Below are 14,931 nucleotides of genomic sequence, written 5' to 3'. Positions count from 1 at the left end.
ATTTTCGGCCTACGCCGCGCTCGGTTCGGCCTTCGGGCTCGGGGCCTTCTCGGTGGCGCGGAGGGCGAAGAAGATGGCCGCGAGGGGGAGAGCCACGAGCACGACCTGCGGGAGCACGGGCTGACCCACGACCGAGACGACCTCGAGCGCCGCGAGCGCGACCACCATGCCGAGCCGTGCCTTGAGGTACGGCACGAGCCAACGCGGGCTCATGAAGCCGAGCGCGAGGTCCGTCGGGAGCAGCACGACGAGGCACCAGTTGCGGGACAGCTCCGGCCACGTGGACAGGAGGGCCGTCGCGTCGACGAGGAAGGCGAGCAGGCCGAGCACGATGCCCACGACCTTGATCGCCACGCCGAGGCGGTTCTTGCGCGCGCCGAAGCGGACCCCGGCGAAGAGCGCGCCGGCCACGAGGAAGATGAGCAGCCTGCCCGCAGTGACCGAGGTCGGTAAAATGTAGGCTTGGCGCTCGGCGAGCGGCTCGGCCTTCACTCCGAGACGCTCGGCCACACCATCACGGAGACCCTCGGGGGTGAACATGGCCTCCCACCCGTTCGGGGCGCGTTCGCTCATGGGCCCGAGGATGAACGAGAGGGCCGCGAGCTCGAACGCGCGCCCCGAGAGGCCGACCTCCATGCGCTGACGAAACGTGGCGGCTCCGGGCTGAGAGAGGCCCGGGCGGAGGCGGCCGTGGGTGGCCTCGTCGATGCGATCGCGGAGCAACGAAGCGCAGTTCGCGGTGTACGGGTGGTAGGCGTACGCGAAGCGCGAGGTGACGTCGTGCTCGAGGCTCGCCGCGAGCGCCGAGGCCTCGTCGGCCGAGAGGGGGAGCACCTGCCGCTCCATGGCTCGCCCCTGATCGGTGAAGAACGCGACGAGCGCGCGATCGTCGAGCGAGATCGGGACGAAGATGGCGCGCCCGCGCACCGAGCCCCAGAAGGCGTAGAGCTCGTCCGGTTTGTCGGCGACGCCGTAGTCGTAGCACTTGCCTTTGCCTTCGGCGGGCTTCGCCGAGGCATCGCGCGCGCAGAGGATCGAGTGCCCGTACGCCGAGTAGAGGTAGCTGCCCGGCCCCACGGTGTAGAGATCGATCGCCGTCTCGGCGCGCGCGTCTCGGGAGAGCGCCGCGAGGCAGACGACGACGAGCCACGAGGAGAGGAGGGCGCGGAGGAGCGGTCGCACGATGGGCCCGCGTATACCCCAGTTCGAAGGGGCGCGCGATCCCGAGCCGCGGCGGTCGCGGCGAGGCTCTCGTGGTATCTTCGTGGCATGCGCGCCCTCTGGCCGTACGCCCTGTTCTCGGTGTCGATCGTGGCGTGCCTCGGGGAGCAAGAGCTCCGCGACGACTGCCCGACAGCGGGCGCGAGCTGCCCCGCGTGCCAGACGGACGCCGAGTGCGTGATCGTGTCGAACCCGTGCCACGCGACCGCCGTGTGCACACACGCGCGCCGAGATCCACCCATGGCGGTGAACCAGATCGGCTGCAACCGCGAGTACGACGTGCCCGAGGCGAGCCGCTGCGCGTGCGTGGGTGGCGTGTGCCGTGTGCGCTAAGACGCCAGAAGCTTCTTTGTGCTCACGAACATGCAAACCGGGCGGGCCTGGCAGGCGGGGAGGTCGGGAAAATTCCCTTCGTCGTGAAGGGAGAACGTGACGCGGTCGAACGTAGAATGGGCCTATGGGCTCCGTCCTCTCCGTCGCTCGACCGCACCGCCTCGTCGCCTGCTTCGCCCTCCTCGCGCTCGCCTCGTGCATCAAGTTCGTCAGCCCCAAGGAGGCCGCGAGCGAGGAGGCCGCCGCGAAGGCGAGCCGCGCGGAGGAGAACGACCGGAGGCCGCTCAAGCCCGCGGGCAAAGAGCTCGACCTCGCGCAAGCGGCCCTCGACGGATCGCAGTGGGACGAGGCGATCGCCCACGCGAAGAAGGCGCGCGAGATCCTCGACGCGTACGAGGGGCAGGGCTACGGCTCGACCGAGGAGCGCCACGAGCACAACCGAATTCGCGCCGAGGCCACGCTCGTCGCCGGGCTCGCGTACCGCGGGAAGGGCGATGCGCTCGGCGCGTTCCTGTTCCTCGACGGAAAGGGGTTCTCGGCCGATGCGTGCGGCGATGCGCGCAAGAAGGCCTGCGTGGAGCACGAGGCGCTCATGTACGAGAACGACACCTTTCGCGGCCTCAGCACCAACTACTCGGGCCGCCGCCACGAGGCCCTCCATCCGTTCTTCGAGGTGTCCGTCGGCAACACGACGCTCTCGACGACCACCTTCGACATGATGAAGAACTTCTGGCACCCGAAATCGGACTACCTCGCCCTCTGGGTGACCTCCGCCGACGGAAACCGGTTCAAGAGCGCGGTGCAGGGGCAGCGCGCGAGCTACACGATCGCGGGCTCCGCCCACTCGATCACCGGGACGGACTGCAGCAAGAAGGTCGGCGAGGTCGAGATCGGGCGCGCGCGGTTCGACGTGAAGGAGTGCCACAAGGACACGTCGAACTATGTCGGCGCGACGCTCACCTTCACCATGCCCCTCGAGGACGGCAAGGCCCTCGATCTGACCAAGGTCGAGGCGCTCGTGATCTTTCGCCGGAAGGACCTGAAGGCGCAGGGCACGACCTACAGCATCGGAGACGTGCGCCTCGTCCGCACCCGCGATCGGAAATAGCCCCGATTCGATCGAGGAGTTGCTCGGCGACGCTGCGTCCCCCACGCATCGGTACGGCGGGCTATCCCTCGGCTCTGCGGCGCGAAGTCGTTCGATGCTTCTCCGGAGCCGGGAAAATGGCCGAAGCGAGCCGCTTCGCCGCCGTCAGGGTAGCCTCCCGTGCGCCGTCCGCACCCCCTCGCGCGAGCTCTGCGCGGCCGCCGACGTGCAGGGAGACGAGGCCATGAAGGCCTGCGAAGAGCACCCGCGTGTCGACCTCGGGTGAGCGTGCGCCGAGCCGTGCGACCAACGCGCCGAACCGTCGCCACAGGTCCTCGGCTCTTCGCAGCCGCCCTGCCGCGCGGAGCGCGTCTCGGTCGAAGGGGTGGGCGGTCATCACGTAGTAGAGGTGAGGCCGAGAGAACGCGAAGTCGAGGTAGGCCAGCGCGAGGGACTCTCCTCGACCACCGTCGCAGACCGTCTGCTCGAGGCGTTCGAGGAGCGCGCTCCAACCGAGCCCGTCGACGCGAATGAGCAGACCGTCGAGCGAGTCGAAGTGGTGGTACACGACCATCGTGCTCTGACCGAGGAAGCTCGCGAGCTTGCGGGCCGTGAGCTCATCGCGCGCGAGCCGCCCTTCGGCAAGGGCCTCGTACACCCTCCGTACGGCCGCGTCGGGCTGGAACATCCGCCGAAGAGCCTACCACCTTCGACCCATGGCATCGCTCCGAGAGCCTTGCGCGCCGCGTATAACATCGTTATACATGCGGTCCATGCGTCGTCCGTGGCTCGCTCTCCCTTGGGTCGTGATCCTCGCGTGCATCGACCCTGCCGCTCAGGAGACGTCGCCCGCGCCCATGGGCGAGCCTTACATGGTGGTGGAAGGTTGGCCGACCCTGCCGGTGGGCAAGCCCTTCGGTCGTGTGTACGGGGTCGCCGTCGCGCCGAATGGTGAGATCTTCGTCGCGCACGGGGCAGACGGTGGGTCGGCGAACGCGACCCCCATCTCCGGTGACACCATCTTCGTGTTCGACGCGGCGTCCGGGGCGTTCCTTCGGTCGTTCGGGGGCGGGCTCTTTCGCTTGCCCCACGCCATCACGTTCGACGCGCTCGGCCATCTCTGGGTGACCGACTCGGACGCAGGCGAGATCGTCGAGCTCGACGTCTTCGGTAGGGTGCTCTCCCGGGCGGGGGCTCGATGAAGCGGGCGCTCGCGGCTCTCGTCGTCGCTTTTTGGGCAGCGGCTTGCAGCGACCGGCCCGATCGTTTCGCGCGGCCGACGGGGGTCGCGTTCGCCGCGAACGGCGACGTGCTCGTCTCCGATGGCTACGACAACGCGCGGATCGTGCGCCTCACCCCGCGCGGCGAGGTCGTCTCCGAGTGGGGCTCGAGGGGCATCGCGCCCGGCCAGTTCCAGACGCCTCATGGTATCGCCACGGGGCCCGACGGGCGCATCTTCGTGGCCGACCGCGAGAACGCGCGCATCCAAGTCTTCGACGCCAATCACACGTTCCTGGCCGAGTGGAAGGGCGAGCTCATCGGGCGCCCCTGGGCCGTCGCGGTGGACGATCGCGGGAACGTCTTCGCTGTCGACGGAGGCGATCAGACCGCGGCACGTCCGCGGGGTGGGATCGTGAAGCTGTCGCCCGAGGGGAAGGTCCTCGCGCGCTTCGCTGCCTTTGGGCGTGCGGCAGGTCAGCTCGATTGGGGTCATGGCATCGCGGTAGCGAAGGACGGCGCCGTCTACGTGGGGGACCTCGAGGGCCGTCGCATCCAGAAGTGGGTCCCACGGTGAAACGAGCGCACGCTGTCTACGCCGCGGTCCTTGTCGCCGTCGCGCCCGCGGTTGCCCGAGCCGAGCCCATCGCCACACCACGGCTCGAGGGGGGTCGCCGCGCGGAGGTCGAGGCGACGGTCGTGACGTCGGTGTGGTCGGCGGCGAGCTCGGTGCGAGCCTTCCACGAATCCACCCAGCTCGTCGGCCGCCTGCGCGTCCTCGACCCGGTCGAGCTGGGCGTGGCCTTCGCCGTCTCCCATACGAGGTTCTCTTCCGACACGGAGCCGCCGCGGTCGGCCACACGACCCTCGAACCCGGTGCTGTGGGCGCTCGTCCGACTCCATGCGAACGACCGCGTTCGGGTTCACACGGGAGCGTTCCTCGGCGCTCCGTTGGTGCTCGCCGCATCCGGTCTCCCGGAGAGCCCGACGGCGCGGTTCGGGGATCGCATGGCGCGCGCAGCCCGTGGATACGACACCCCGTGGCTCTTCGCGGACTCGGCGATCCCCATGGGCCTCACGCTCTCGGCCACCGTGAAGCCTCTGCCCTACGTCGTCGTGGGCGGTGTGGTTCAGCCCGGCGTGCTCCTCTCGGTCAATCGGAACGCATCGCGCCTCGCGGTGGTGGCGAGCACGCACGTGGCGCTCCTCACCGGTAGTGTGCGTGTGGGTGCACGTGCGACGCTCGGCGCCGAGTCGGTGCCCATCGAAGGGCACGACTTCGCCCAGCTCGCGATCGCTCCGTTCGTCGGGCTGGAGCGCGAGAGGCTCTCGCTCTCGCTGTCGACCAACGTCGGTGTCGCGGGCCCCTATCGAGTCGGCAACGACGTCGCGACGGCCTGGGGTGCGGCGCTGTCTCTCGCTCTCGGGCTGTGACGTGACCCCAACCACGGCTCACGAAGCCGAGCGAGCGGTGCGTGCGAACCTCCGTCGCCTCACGTCGGTACGACCAAGGCGGCCTTCGGCATCGCGGCGGGGCGCGGGTGGTGGGCGCAGCGCGAGGTCTCGAGGCACAGGAACGCGGCCTTTCGCCGAGCCGTCGCGACCAGCGCGTGCAGATCGTGCTCTCGGAGAGGGCGCACCAGCATGGGCAGCGCCTTGCCGCTCGCGAGGCCGCGGGCGAGGAGCGCGTCGGCTTGGGCCTGCGTCACGAGGAGGCGCGTCCGCGTCTTGATGTGAGGCATGTTCTCCCACAGCAGGCGGTAGTCGAGCTGACCGTCGGTGCGGCTCGTGGCGTCGATCACGACCGCAGCGAAGTCGTTCCGCGCGAGCGCACGGAGCGCCCCGGCGAGCGTCCGCGTGACGACGACCGCGACGCGCCGAACCGTGGGCACCTGCTCCACGCCGGTCGGGTCGTGGAGCAACACGGGAAAGTCCGCCTGGAGCCGCTCGTGCTCGGCGAAGGGCGCGAACGGCCCGTACGGTGGCCTCAGCCGCTCGAGCGGTCGCACGAGCACCCTCGCGCGGGTCGGGAGCTCGTGCGCCGCGCGCTCGGCGAGGGGGAGGTCGTCTCGGGTGGTGATGACGAAGACCTCCATGCCCGCGAAGAGGTGCCCTTTGCGCAGGAGGGAGTGGCAGTGCGACCGGTCCACGAGGACGCGACCGTATTTTCGGCTCCCGAGCGCGCTCTCCGCGGCGAGAAGAGCCATGATGTGCCGGGTCGGGCCGAACCAGTGCTGCGACGCCGCGGCGACCTGAACAGGGCCGAGCGCGAGGGTCTCGTCGGACGAGCCTCTGTACGTAGGGGCATCGTCGTACGACGTCTGCGGGAGGAGGTCGGCGAGGGGCAGATAACAGCCGTCGTCGATCCTTCGAGCCTCGACGAGCAACGCTCGGGCACGGGTGCGCTCGCGGGCGCGCTCGCGGGCGAGATCGTCGAGCGTGATGGGCTCGAGCCGCCCGGTCCACCGCGCGGGCGCTCCCCAGACGAGCAACTCGACGTCGACGTCTCGGAGGCCGAGCCTCAGGAGGCGCATCGCCGCGTGCCCTTTTGCGTAGGCGGCGTGCTCGGCGTCGAGCTCCACGACGAAACGGAGCTTGCCGACGGGCGGGACGACCTTCATCACCGCGAGGACGCCCTTCACGGGCTCCATCGCGAACGCGACGTCCTCGGCCTCGGGATCGTGGCTCACGGTGCCCACCGGAGGGGAACCGAGACGACCAGCAAATGGCGTACACCATCGGCGACCACCTTAGGAGCATACGGTGCCGCGGCCCGCACGCAAGCTTGGGCGGAGCGGGCGTCTGGGAAGAGGAGAGAGGGGAGAACACGCCGGGCACCGGCACGGGGAGGAGAGAGAAAAAGTGTTCGGGCACGGGCACGGGCACGGGCACGGGCACGGGAAGAAGAGAGAAGAAGTGTTCGGGCACGGGCACGGGGAGAAGAGAGAAGAAGTGTTCGGGCACGGGCACGGGGAGAAGAGAGAAGAAGTGTTCGGGCACGGGCACGGGGAGAAGAGAGAAGAAGTGTTCGGGCACGGGCACGGGCACGGGCACGGGGAGAAGAGAGAAGAAGTGTTCGGGCACGGGGGAGAAGAGAGAGAGAGGCCACGAACCGACCCCTGCGCGTCATGGGCGAACATTCGTCGGCGCTGCGGGTGTGCGATCGTCTATCCCATGGGCATGAAGGTGACCCGCATCGTGCCGCTCCACGTCGTCGACCGCATCGAGCCGGTGCTCCCGTTCTGGTGCGAGGCCATGGGCTTCTCCGTCGTCGTCGAGGTACCTCACGACGACGCCAAGGGATTCGTGCTGCTCGCGCGCGACGGCGAGGAGATCATGCTCCAGACGGCCGCGAGCGTGCGCGCCGACCTCGGAGATCTCGAGCCGTTCCCTACGTCTCTCCTCTACGTGAACGTGGCGTCGCTCGACGAAGTGCTCGCCGCGCTCCCCCCGGGGACGAAGCCCGTGGTCGGCCCGCGCAAGACGTTCTACGGCGCCGACGAGGTCTTCGTGCGCGATCCCGCGGGCACGCTCGTCGGGTTCGCGCAGCACACCGAGTGAGCGGGCCTCGTCAGAGGGGGTACTTCTGGTAGACGGTGCCGAGGGGGGTCAGGTTGCCCTCGTCGTCGAAGAGCGCCGCGGGCCCGCCAGGCAGGGAGCTCTGCGCGAACGAGAACCACGAGTAGCGCTCCACGAAGGGCGCCGCGTCCAAGAGTGGGAGCGCCTTTCGCATGAAGGCCTCGATGTCGGCGGGGGTGTAGCGGTTCGGTCGCGTGGCCGTGGCGTTCCAGTCGGCGGGCGCGAACTCGGTGAGCCACACGGGGCGGCCGTAGGCTTGGCTCACGTTGCGGAGCACCGTCATCAGGGCGTCGGCGTTGGCGCCGCCGTACCAGTGCACGGTCACGAAGTCGACGCGCAGGCCTTGGGCGTCCACCGCGGTCATGAACTCCTGCATCCACGCGTTCGTCGCGTTGACCGCGGCCGGGCTGCCGAGGCGCAACCCGGTGGACTCGAGCGCCGGCCACGCCTCGAGCGCGCGCGCGACCGTCACGTTCGCCTGCTCGGCCCCGTCCGGTTCGTTGAGCCCGAGCAGCTCGGTCACGAGGCCTTGCTGGCGCTGCTGCGTGAGCGTCGCGATCGTGCTCTGGAAGGCGGGGGTCGCGCCGTAGTAGCCCCAAATCATGGGCGTGAAGGGGAGGCCGGCCGGCCGGGTGGGCTGGAGGACCGCGCTCCACGAGTAGTGCCACGAGCCCTGGAGCGAGCTCACGCGAGACTCCCACCCGACCCTCGAGGTGGTCAGCGCGACGCCCTTCTTGGCGGGGAACAGCGTGAAGCGCTGGGTCGCCCCAGCGGCGTCGGCGAGCGGCACGCAGTTGCGTTGCTCGAGGCCGGAGCTTGCCTGCGTGAGGCACCGCCGGCTCCGCGCGTTGACGAAACGAAAGGTGCCGCCGGGCGCAGCAAGCACGTGGAACGCCGCTCCGGGGTCGGGTGGTCCTTGGATCGCAGGTAGCCCCGCGGCTGTCCCGGAGGTCTGGAGCAGCAATCCGCTCTCGTGGTTGCGGACCGTGAAGGTAGCGTCGGCAGCCTTGGTGAACGTGAAGAGCTGCGATGCCCTGGCGGTCTTCGCCGAAGGGCGAGCGCGGGACGCGGGCGCGGGGCTCTCCATCTCGAGCACGAGCTGCGTGGGCACCTGCGCCACGAGGTAGGGGACGTGGTCTTGTGGTTCGAAGGCCGCCCCGTCCTCGTAGGTGGGTTCGGGCTCGGGCTCGGGTTTGGGCTCGGGCTTGGGCGTGACGGTCGGCGTCGGCGCCGGAGGTTCGAGCGGCGTGGTGCCGCTCGGCGTGGGAGCGGGCGTCGGCTCGCCGGGGATGGGGTCTCCGCTGCACGCGCCCGTCAGCGAGACGAGCAAGGCGAGCGCGCTCACGGTGCGGACGGAAGGGACCATCGTTCAGGAGTAGCACGCGCTCCACGGCCTCGGGTCGTGTGCGCACGGTCCGTTCCTCGGGTGGTGCCGCCCTAGCCCACGATCGGCAGGGGAGCGTCAGGATCGACGAAAAAGCGTGGAAAATCGCGATGAAGGGCGATGTGCGATGAGGTCGTTCTCGGGCCCCCGCGCCTGGCATCGTCCTCGCTATGGGGAGCGCATGCGCCTCGCCCTCACCGCCCTCACCACCGCCCTCGTCGTCGTGTCCCTCTCTTCGATCGGCTGCTCGGCCGAGGTCACCGAAGACGTCGCGGACGACTCCATCGCCGCGGCCGAGTCCTCGGAGGAAGGCCTTACCGGAAGCCAGCCCGTCGGCACCGAGCTCGTCACGACCGCCGCGGTGAACTTCCGCACGGGGCCGAGCACGTCGGCCGAGATCATCCGCGTGATCCCCGCGGGTACCCGCGTCGCCTCCGGTTCGGCCACGCCACAAAACGGGTTCTACGGCATCACCACCGGCGGTCGCACGGGATGGATCCACGGCGCGTACCTGCGCTCCGGGACGGCCACGGGCGGCACGCCCGACACGACGCCCCCCGCGGGGACGATCTCGTCGCGAGGCCAAGATCAGATGCGTCGCATCGTGCCCTTTGCCGACGCGAACCACTCGGGAGCGTCGCGCGGCCGGTGTTTCCAGTACGTGTGGAACTACCTCTGGAAGTCCGGCTACGGCGACATCAACGAGTACAACGACGCGCCCGACATGGGCAGCGCCGAGGCGCGCATGTTCGCCGAGTACATGAACCGAGGGACGAACGCCGCGCGCTGGGGCCTCCAGCGCCTCCCGCTCACGAACCCGTACGACGCGCCTCGTGGCGCCGTGGTCGTCGTCGCCGCCGGCTCGCCGGGCACTGCGCACCCTACGGCGGGGGACATCGCGATCGCCGCGGGCGGCGGGCGCTTCATCAACGACGGCCCGAACATGGGCTACGGCGGGAGCCGCGACGCCTTCACGCGCGGTGGTGGCCGCGTGCTCGGCATCTACGTCCCGCGGTGAGAGGCCCCCCCGAGCTCGGCGTGCTGCCGAGCCCGGCCCGCTGAGAAGAGGGACCGCAGGTCGTCGTGCTTCGAGGCGCTCGGCGATCTGCGGCTTCGTCCCCACCGCGCCCCCGGAGCGTCGCGGAGCCGGGGAGCCCACGCGCCGTGGTAGCCTGTTCGTATGCGGATTTCGTCGATCGCCGCGCTCTCCCTCGAGGTGTCGCTCCTCGCGTGCGGTGGCGAAACCACGGTGGTCGACGGTGGCGCCCCCGCGACGACCTGCGGAGAGCCGGGTGTCTCGTTCTCGTGTGGCGGTGTGATCTGCAACGACGCACGGCCGGTCTGCTGCCAGTACGCGAACCTCCCGGCCCGATGTGTCGAGCGAGGTGGGACCTGCGCGGTCGACGGTGGAGCCCCCGCGATGCAGACCACCCAATGCGACGACGCGAACGACTGCGGCGATGGTGGCGCGTGCTACCGGTCGTTCAACAAGGGAACGAGCAAGACCGACTATCTGTGCGGGAGCACGCGGCCCGGCATCTTGTCCCAGGTGTGCAGGCTCTCGTGCGAGTGCCTCGACGGAAAGACGTGCAACGCCGGCGAGTGCAAGTGAACGCGCCGTGAACGGGAGCCCGTGTGCGCGTGAGGCTTCGGCGCAGCGGCGGGCGTTCGTCGTTCAAGAGGAGCGCGTCCGCGCGCACCGGCCTGGGCGGGCTCGCTGGCGCTTGGCAGGAAAAGTTGCTACCGCTCATGCTCCCGAACGATAGGAGCTTGGCATGGGCGTTCTGACCACGATCTACTCGGTTCCTGTCCCTCTGATGAAGAAGATCAAGGCCGACCACGACAACCTTGGATTCCTATTCGGCGTCGAAGAAAGCGGGGGAGATGCCTGGAAGTGCGAGACCTTCGAATGCGACAAGGGCTTCGAAGAGCGCATCGGCATCTTGGGTGAAAATGGCTATCCGAAGACCAAGGAAGCCCTCGACCTCGAGAGTGCGGACGAAGAAGATCCGAGCTACGACGGCTACGACGTTCGGGTGGTATCGCCAGCGACCGTGAAGAAGATCGCGAAAGAGATCGCGAGCGCCACGGCCGCCGAGCTCACGAAGAAGGGGCTCGCGAACGGGACGACCGACTATTACGGCAAGCCCATTCCCGCCGAGGCGTACGCCTACTACGTGGGTGACATCGAAGAGATGAAGGCATTCTTCGCCAAAGCAGCCGCGGCAGGGAACTGGCTCGTCATCGGAGCCGCGTAGGCATCGTTCTTCTTCCAACCGTGGAAACCGGCCGCTTCGCGGAGCCGATGCCCTCGGCTTGGCGCGCCGTCGTGACGACCTCTTAGGTGGGCGCGTCGGGCCCGGGCGCCGTCTCGCGATCGTGGTCCCGGCGCACCACGGTGGCGAGCCTCGTCGCTTCGTCGCGGACACGACGGCCGAGGACGGAGGCCGCCGCGGCATACACCCCCACCCCGAGCACGCCGAACATCGCGAGGGAGCCGACGAACACGAGCGCGGTGGGCCGAGGGTTGCGTTCGTGCCGAGGAACGACGTAGTACGCGCCCTCGTAGTGCGGCTGTTCGAGGAGACCGCGCGCCTCGCTTCGCGCAGCGAGGAGCGTGAGGCCGATCGTGACCACGACGGCCAGCAGCGCGGCGAAGAGCGGCACGTACACGAGCGCGCGCGCGTGGAGCCGCCCGTACGACCGTCGCATTTTCCGGAGCGGGCCGTACGCCTCGATGGGGAGCTTGGGATCGATACGTGGCTCGCTGCACGCGGGGCAAGCCGCGACGAGCAGGGCATGCGGCGCGGGCCGGTTCGTGCGCTCGCAGAACGGGCAGAGGAAGGCTTCTCCGAACACGTGCCCGCAGGCCATGCACTCGCCGCGGCTCGTCGTCTTGGTCGAGCGGCACGCGGGACAGGGCGCGCCACCGCGGTAGGAGCTCTCGGCGGTCATCCTTCGGCTACGCACCAAGAAAGAGAAAGCTCTCGGGCGGTGCGGTGACGACGTCGCTCCGCGCATTTTGCGGCGTAAGCCATCCCAGAGAGACTACATGCATGATAACCACATGATATCGTTCGATATGTGCCCTCGTTCCGGCGCCGGAACGATTCGCACGATGGCCGCCAGATCGGCGCGTGCCGAGCCCCGCCGCCCGAGCCGTCGACCCCACCTCCCGAACGGCTCGTGTACCCTGCACGGATGGCGAAAGACGTCACCTACCTCGAGCTGTCCGAAGGTACCTCTCACAAGTTCTACGAGGTGACGGTGGAGGGCGCTGAGCTCACCATCCGTTACGGGCGCATCGGTGACGCAGGACAGTCGTCGACCTCGACGCTCGCGAGCCCGGAGAAGGCGCGCGCCGAGGCCGACAAGAAGATCGCGGAGAAACGGAAGAAGGGCTACGAGGCCGCCGAGAAGGGCGTTCGGCAGAAGCGCGCCGTGACGAAGCGCAGTGACGTGATCGCCGCCGCCGCCAAGAAGAAGCCGCGCTCCGCGAAGACGAAGCAGGCGCCCCTCCTCTGGAAATTCGGGACCGGTCGGAGCGCGCTCGGCATCTTCGTCGACGCCGAGCGCCTGTGGGTCGGCAACGAGAACGGGGAGGTCTACGCGCTCGACCACGAGCTCGCGGTGCACCAGAAACACAAGCTCCCCGACGGGGTGAAGTGCATCGTGGCCGACGAGGGGTTCCTCTACGCCGGCTGCGACGACGGCAACGTGTACGACCTCTCGGGCAAGGTGGCGCGCGTCGCGTACACCATCGCGGAGGACGTCGATCTCTACTGGATGGACATCCACGACGGCGTGCTCGCCGTTTCCGACGCGCTCGGCAACGTGACGACCGTCGACCACGAGGACGAGTCGCGCTGGGCGAAGAAGAGCAAAGGCGACAAGGGCTGGATGGTGCGCTGCGACGAGATCGGCGTCTACCACGGGCACTCCAAGGGCGTGACCATGTACGACCGCGACTCGGGCGACGCGCTCTGGTCGCGCCCGACCGTCGGCTGGATCGGCTTCGGCTGGCAGGAAGAGTCCCTCCTCTTCGCGTCCACGGCCGAGGGAAAGGTCCACAAGTTCACGAAGAGAGGGGACGTGCGCGAGGTCTACGACTGCGACGCGTACCTGTGCAGCTGCGCCTCGAGCCCCGACGGGGAGTACGTGTTCGCCGGCGATCAATACGGGAGCATCTACTGCTTCGCGTCCGGCGGTGAGCGCCTCTGGAAGCTCGACTCGGGCTGCGGCGCCGCGCAGTCGATGCAGTACTTCGAGGAGAAGCTCTACGTCGTCACGCACCTCGGCTTCTTGGGCTGCATCGACGCGAGCGAGCGCGCGATCCTCGCCGCGAAGGAGGGCACCGTCCCTACCGCGAAGGAGATCGCGGCACCGTCCGTCGCGGCCTCCGAGGTGGGCGCGGTCGAGACCACGAAGAAGGCCGGCACGGGTGTCGTGCTCGAGTGCTTCGAGAGCGGCGGCAAGCTTCGTGTCCGCGTCGTCTCCGAGGGGTACGACCCCACGTGGAACTGCCAGTTCCCGAAGGCGCTCCGCGAGCCGGGCGCGAGGTACGTGGTCGAGGCCGTGCACCCCTCCAAGAGCGGTGGGTTCTACCGGGCCTTCGGCGACATCAAGAAGCTCGTCGAGCGCTGACCTTCGGGCCGACCCGCAGGGTGGCCTTTGGCGCGCCTGTGCGCATGCTCAGGGGTTCGGGCCGAGCTCGCGGTTTCGGCGGACCTCGGCTTCGGAGAGGGCGCGGCAATAGATGGCGACGAGGCGGTAGTCCCCGCGCCAGAGACGTTCGGCGTCGAAGCCGTCGATCTCGTTCGCGAGCCCCAGGCGGAAGGGCTGAAAGGAGAACGCGCCAGCAGGCAAGCGGGAGGTCGTGGGCGTGCCGTCGATCCAGAACGTGAGGGAGCCGTTCGCGCGGACGACCACCGCGACGTGGGTGAGCGCCAATCCGGCGCCGCCGTCGCTTCTCACTTCGACGATACCTGCGTCGAGCTCTTCGTTCCGAATACGGAAGACGTAGCTATCCCCGGCCTGTCCGAGCGTGAAGTTCCGGTTTCGGACGACCCCCGTGTGCGACATGGTCACGATGCGCGCAGGTCCCCCCTGGGTCACGCTGGACGGCTTGATCCACGCTTCGACGGTCAGCTCGTTGGTGGTGTTGCACCTCGACTCGATCAAGGAGGCGTTTTGCGCTGACGCGACGACCACACGGCCGACCACCGACATCCCTGGCGACGTCCACGCCACGGTCGGCCCCGACGTGGGGACCGGGAGGACACCGCCGTCGCCGTCTGGAGCGGGTGCGCGCGCGACGACGAGCTCGAGCCGCCCGCCCTCCGGGGCCGTATCGTGGACGATCGTGCCGGCGTCCTCTCGGAAACCGAAGAACGCGACGAGCCCGTCGGTGACGCGACCCAGAGCCCCGTCGACGCCTGCGTCGCGAGGAGGAGGCGGAGGGATCGCGCCCGCGTCGTCTCGCGTCGCGTCTGCCGAGGGAACGGGCGGAGACCCCGAATCCGCGTCTTCCTGGACGCCGAACGCCGACGCGCACCCGAAGAGGGCGAGGCCGGCCACGAGCGCGGCGCCGGCCAGACGGGAGGGCTTGGGGGACACTTCCGACATTGTGGTGCGCCCGTGCCGCGGGGTCAAAAAGCTTCGGGCCGAATCCTGCGGGGCCGCGGGCGCGGCGTTTCGCTCACTCGGCGAGCGCGGCCTTCACGTACGCGACGATGGCGTTCGCGTGGCCGTGCCCGAGCCCGTGCTCCGACTTCAGGGCCCCGACGGCCGGCATGTGCGCGTGCTCGTCGAAGAGGCTCACCGTGAGATCGAGCCAGTGCTGGATCGGCTTGCCGTACGTCTTCTCGATGCTCGGGAAGTACGAGGCTGGGCCCTTGGTCTTCTCGCCGGCCTTCGGGGGTGGGGGAGCGTTCACGCGGCGCTTCGTCATCGGACCTCGCCAGGCATCTTGCCAACGACGTGGCGACGCGTCCGAAAATCGACTCGGCCGCCCCCATGGACGAGATGGTGGTCCTGGGCTCGGGCCTCGGTCACGAGCGATCACGGGCCGCGATCGAAACGATCCGACCTCGCATAAGTGCTCGAAATC

Annotated in this window: 17 protein-coding genes and 1 pseudogene; 11 read left to right on the top strand and 7 right to left on the bottom strand. The window is 69.2% G+C overall.

From position 1 onward, the window contains the following. Positions 1-9 precede the first annotated feature (9 nt). The gene (locus tag IPK71_05340) at positions 10-1,182 is read right to left on the bottom strand and encodes a DUF4105 domain-containing protein (protein MBK8213156.1); all 1,173 of its coding nucleotides are present in this window, start codon (positions 1,180-1,182) and stop codon (positions 10-12) included. Positions 1,183-1,269: 87 nt separating this feature from the next. On the opposite strand from IPK71_05340, the gene IPK71_05335 reads away from it, so the two are divergent. Together IPK71_05335 and IPK71_05330 are read left to right on the top strand one after the other, a co-directional pair. Next, positions 1,270-1,554 carry a hypothetical protein gene (locus IPK71_05335; GenBank protein MBK8213155.1) on the top strand — a complete coding sequence of 95 codons (285 nt, stop codon included), beginning with the start codon at positions 1,270-1,272 and terminating at the stop codon, positions 1,552-1,554. 124 nt (positions 1,555-1,678) lie between these two features. Continuing rightward, the gene (locus tag IPK71_05330) at positions 1,679-2,662 is read left to right on the top strand and encodes a hypothetical protein (protein MBK8213154.1); all 984 of its coding nucleotides are present in this window, start codon (positions 1,679-1,681) and stop codon (positions 2,660-2,662) included. Between the two features lie 61 nt (positions 2,663-2,723). Here the strand turns inward: IPK71_05330 and IPK71_05325 are convergent, their stop codons facing one another. After that, positions 2,724-3,329, bottom strand: coding sequence for a WHG domain-containing protein (locus IPK71_05325; GenBank protein ID MBK8213153.1), 606 nt, complete (start codon positions 3,327-3,329; stop codon positions 2,724-2,726). 85 nt (positions 3,330-3,414) lie between these two features. Between IPK71_05325 and IPK71_05320 the strand changes: the two genes are divergently transcribed. Genes IPK71_05320 through IPK71_05310 form a run of 3 tightly spaced genes read left to right on the top strand, consistent with a single transcriptional unit; the run spans position 3,415 to position 5,293 of the window. Further along, positions 3,415-3,843, top strand: a complete 429-nt coding sequence (locus tag IPK71_05320; protein ID MBK8213152.1) for a hypothetical protein — start codon at positions 3,415-3,417, stop codon at positions 3,841-3,843. Further along, entirely contained in the window at positions 3,840-4,436 is a 597-nt protein-coding gene (locus IPK71_05315) for a hypothetical protein (GenBank protein ID MBK8213151.1), read from the top strand. The genes IPK71_05320 and IPK71_05315 overlap by 4 nt, the downstream gene beginning before the upstream one ends. Continuing rightward, positions 4,433-5,293: a hypothetical protein gene (locus IPK71_05310; protein ID MBK8213150.1), complete on the top strand. Its 861-nt coding sequence runs from the start codon at positions 4,433-4,435 to the stop codon at positions 5,291-5,293. Before IPK71_05315 ends, IPK71_05310 begins: the two co-directional genes overlap by 4 nt. Before the next feature lie 59 nt (positions 5,294-5,352). Here IPK71_05310 and IPK71_05305 read toward each other — a convergent pair whose 3' ends face one another. Next, positions 5,353-6,549, bottom strand: coding sequence for a hypothetical protein (locus IPK71_05305; protein ID MBK8213149.1), 1,197 nt, complete (start codon positions 6,547-6,549; stop codon positions 5,353-5,355). A gap of 176 nt (positions 6,550-6,725) precedes the next feature. On the opposite strand from IPK71_05305, the pseudogene IPK71_05300 reads away from it, so the two are divergent. Both IPK71_05300 and IPK71_05295 read left to right on the top strand, forming a co-directional pair. Next, a pseudogene (locus IPK71_05300) lies at positions 6,726-6,917 on the top strand (hypothetical protein). A 122-nt stretch (positions 6,918-7,039) separates the two neighbouring features. Next, positions 7,040-7,420 carry a hypothetical protein gene (locus tag IPK71_05295; GenBank protein ID MBK8213148.1) on the top strand — a complete coding sequence of 127 codons (381 nt, stop codon included), beginning with the start codon at positions 7,040-7,042 and terminating at the stop codon, positions 7,418-7,420. 10 nt (positions 7,421-7,430) lie between these two features. Here IPK71_05295 and IPK71_05290 read toward each other — a convergent pair whose 3' ends face one another. After that, on the bottom strand, positions 7,431-8,804 hold the full coding sequence (locus IPK71_05290) for a hypothetical protein (GenBank protein MBK8213147.1): 1,374 nt from the start codon (positions 8,802-8,804) through the stop codon (positions 7,431-7,433). A gap of 199 nt (positions 8,805-9,003) precedes the next feature. Between IPK71_05290 and IPK71_05285 the strand changes: the two genes are divergently transcribed. The 3 genes from IPK71_05285 to IPK71_05275 all read left to right on the top strand — a co-directional run bounded on the left by IPK71_05285 (position 9,004) and on the right by IPK71_05275 (position 11,080). Beyond that, on the top strand, positions 9,004-9,840 hold the full coding sequence (locus IPK71_05285) for an SH3 domain-containing protein (GenBank protein ID MBK8213146.1): 837 nt from the start codon (positions 9,004-9,006) through the stop codon (positions 9,838-9,840). Between the two features lie 162 nt (positions 9,841-10,002). Continuing rightward, entirely contained in the window at positions 10,003-10,434 is a 432-nt protein-coding gene (locus IPK71_05280; GenBank protein MBK8213145.1) for a hypothetical protein, read from the top strand. 163 nt (positions 10,435-10,597) lie between these two features. After that, the gene (locus tag IPK71_05275) at positions 10,598-11,080 is read left to right on the top strand and encodes a DUF1877 family protein (protein ID MBK8213144.1); all 483 of its coding nucleotides are present in this window, start codon (positions 10,598-10,600) and stop codon (positions 11,078-11,080) included. 82 nt (positions 11,081-11,162) lie between these two features. Here the strand turns inward: IPK71_05275 and IPK71_05270 are convergent, their stop codons facing one another. Beyond that, positions 11,163-11,792: a hypothetical protein gene (locus IPK71_05270; GenBank protein MBK8213143.1), complete on the bottom strand. Its 630-nt coding sequence runs from the start codon at positions 11,790-11,792 to the stop codon at positions 11,163-11,165. Between the two features lie 231 nt (positions 11,793-12,023). Here IPK71_05270 and IPK71_05265 point away from each other — a divergent pair, with 231 nt between their 5' ends. Then, positions 12,024-13,466, top strand: a complete 1,443-nt coding sequence (locus IPK71_05265) for a WGR domain-containing protein (protein ID MBK8213142.1) — start codon at positions 12,024-12,026, stop codon at positions 13,464-13,466. Between the two features lie 48 nt (positions 13,467-13,514). On the opposite strand, the gene IPK71_05260 is transcribed toward IPK71_05265, so the two are convergent. Further along, a complete protein-coding gene (locus IPK71_05260; protein MBK8213141.1) occupies positions 13,515-14,438 on the bottom strand; it encodes a LamG domain-containing protein in 924 nt (307 codons plus the stop codon). Between the two features lie 82 nt (positions 14,439-14,520). After that, on the bottom strand, positions 14,521-14,772 hold the full coding sequence (locus tag IPK71_05255) for a DUF4287 domain-containing protein (protein MBK8213140.1): 252 nt from the start codon (positions 14,770-14,772) through the stop codon (positions 14,521-14,523). Between the last annotated feature and the right edge of the window lie 159 nt (positions 14,773-14,931).

It is taken from the genome of Myxococcales bacterium (assembly GCA_016712525.1).
In the GTDB taxonomy this organism is placed as follows: domain Bacteria; phylum Myxococcota_A; class Polyangia; order Polyangiales; family Polyangiaceae; genus JAAFHV01.
This window is presented reverse-complemented; position numbering and strand designations above follow the sequence as displayed.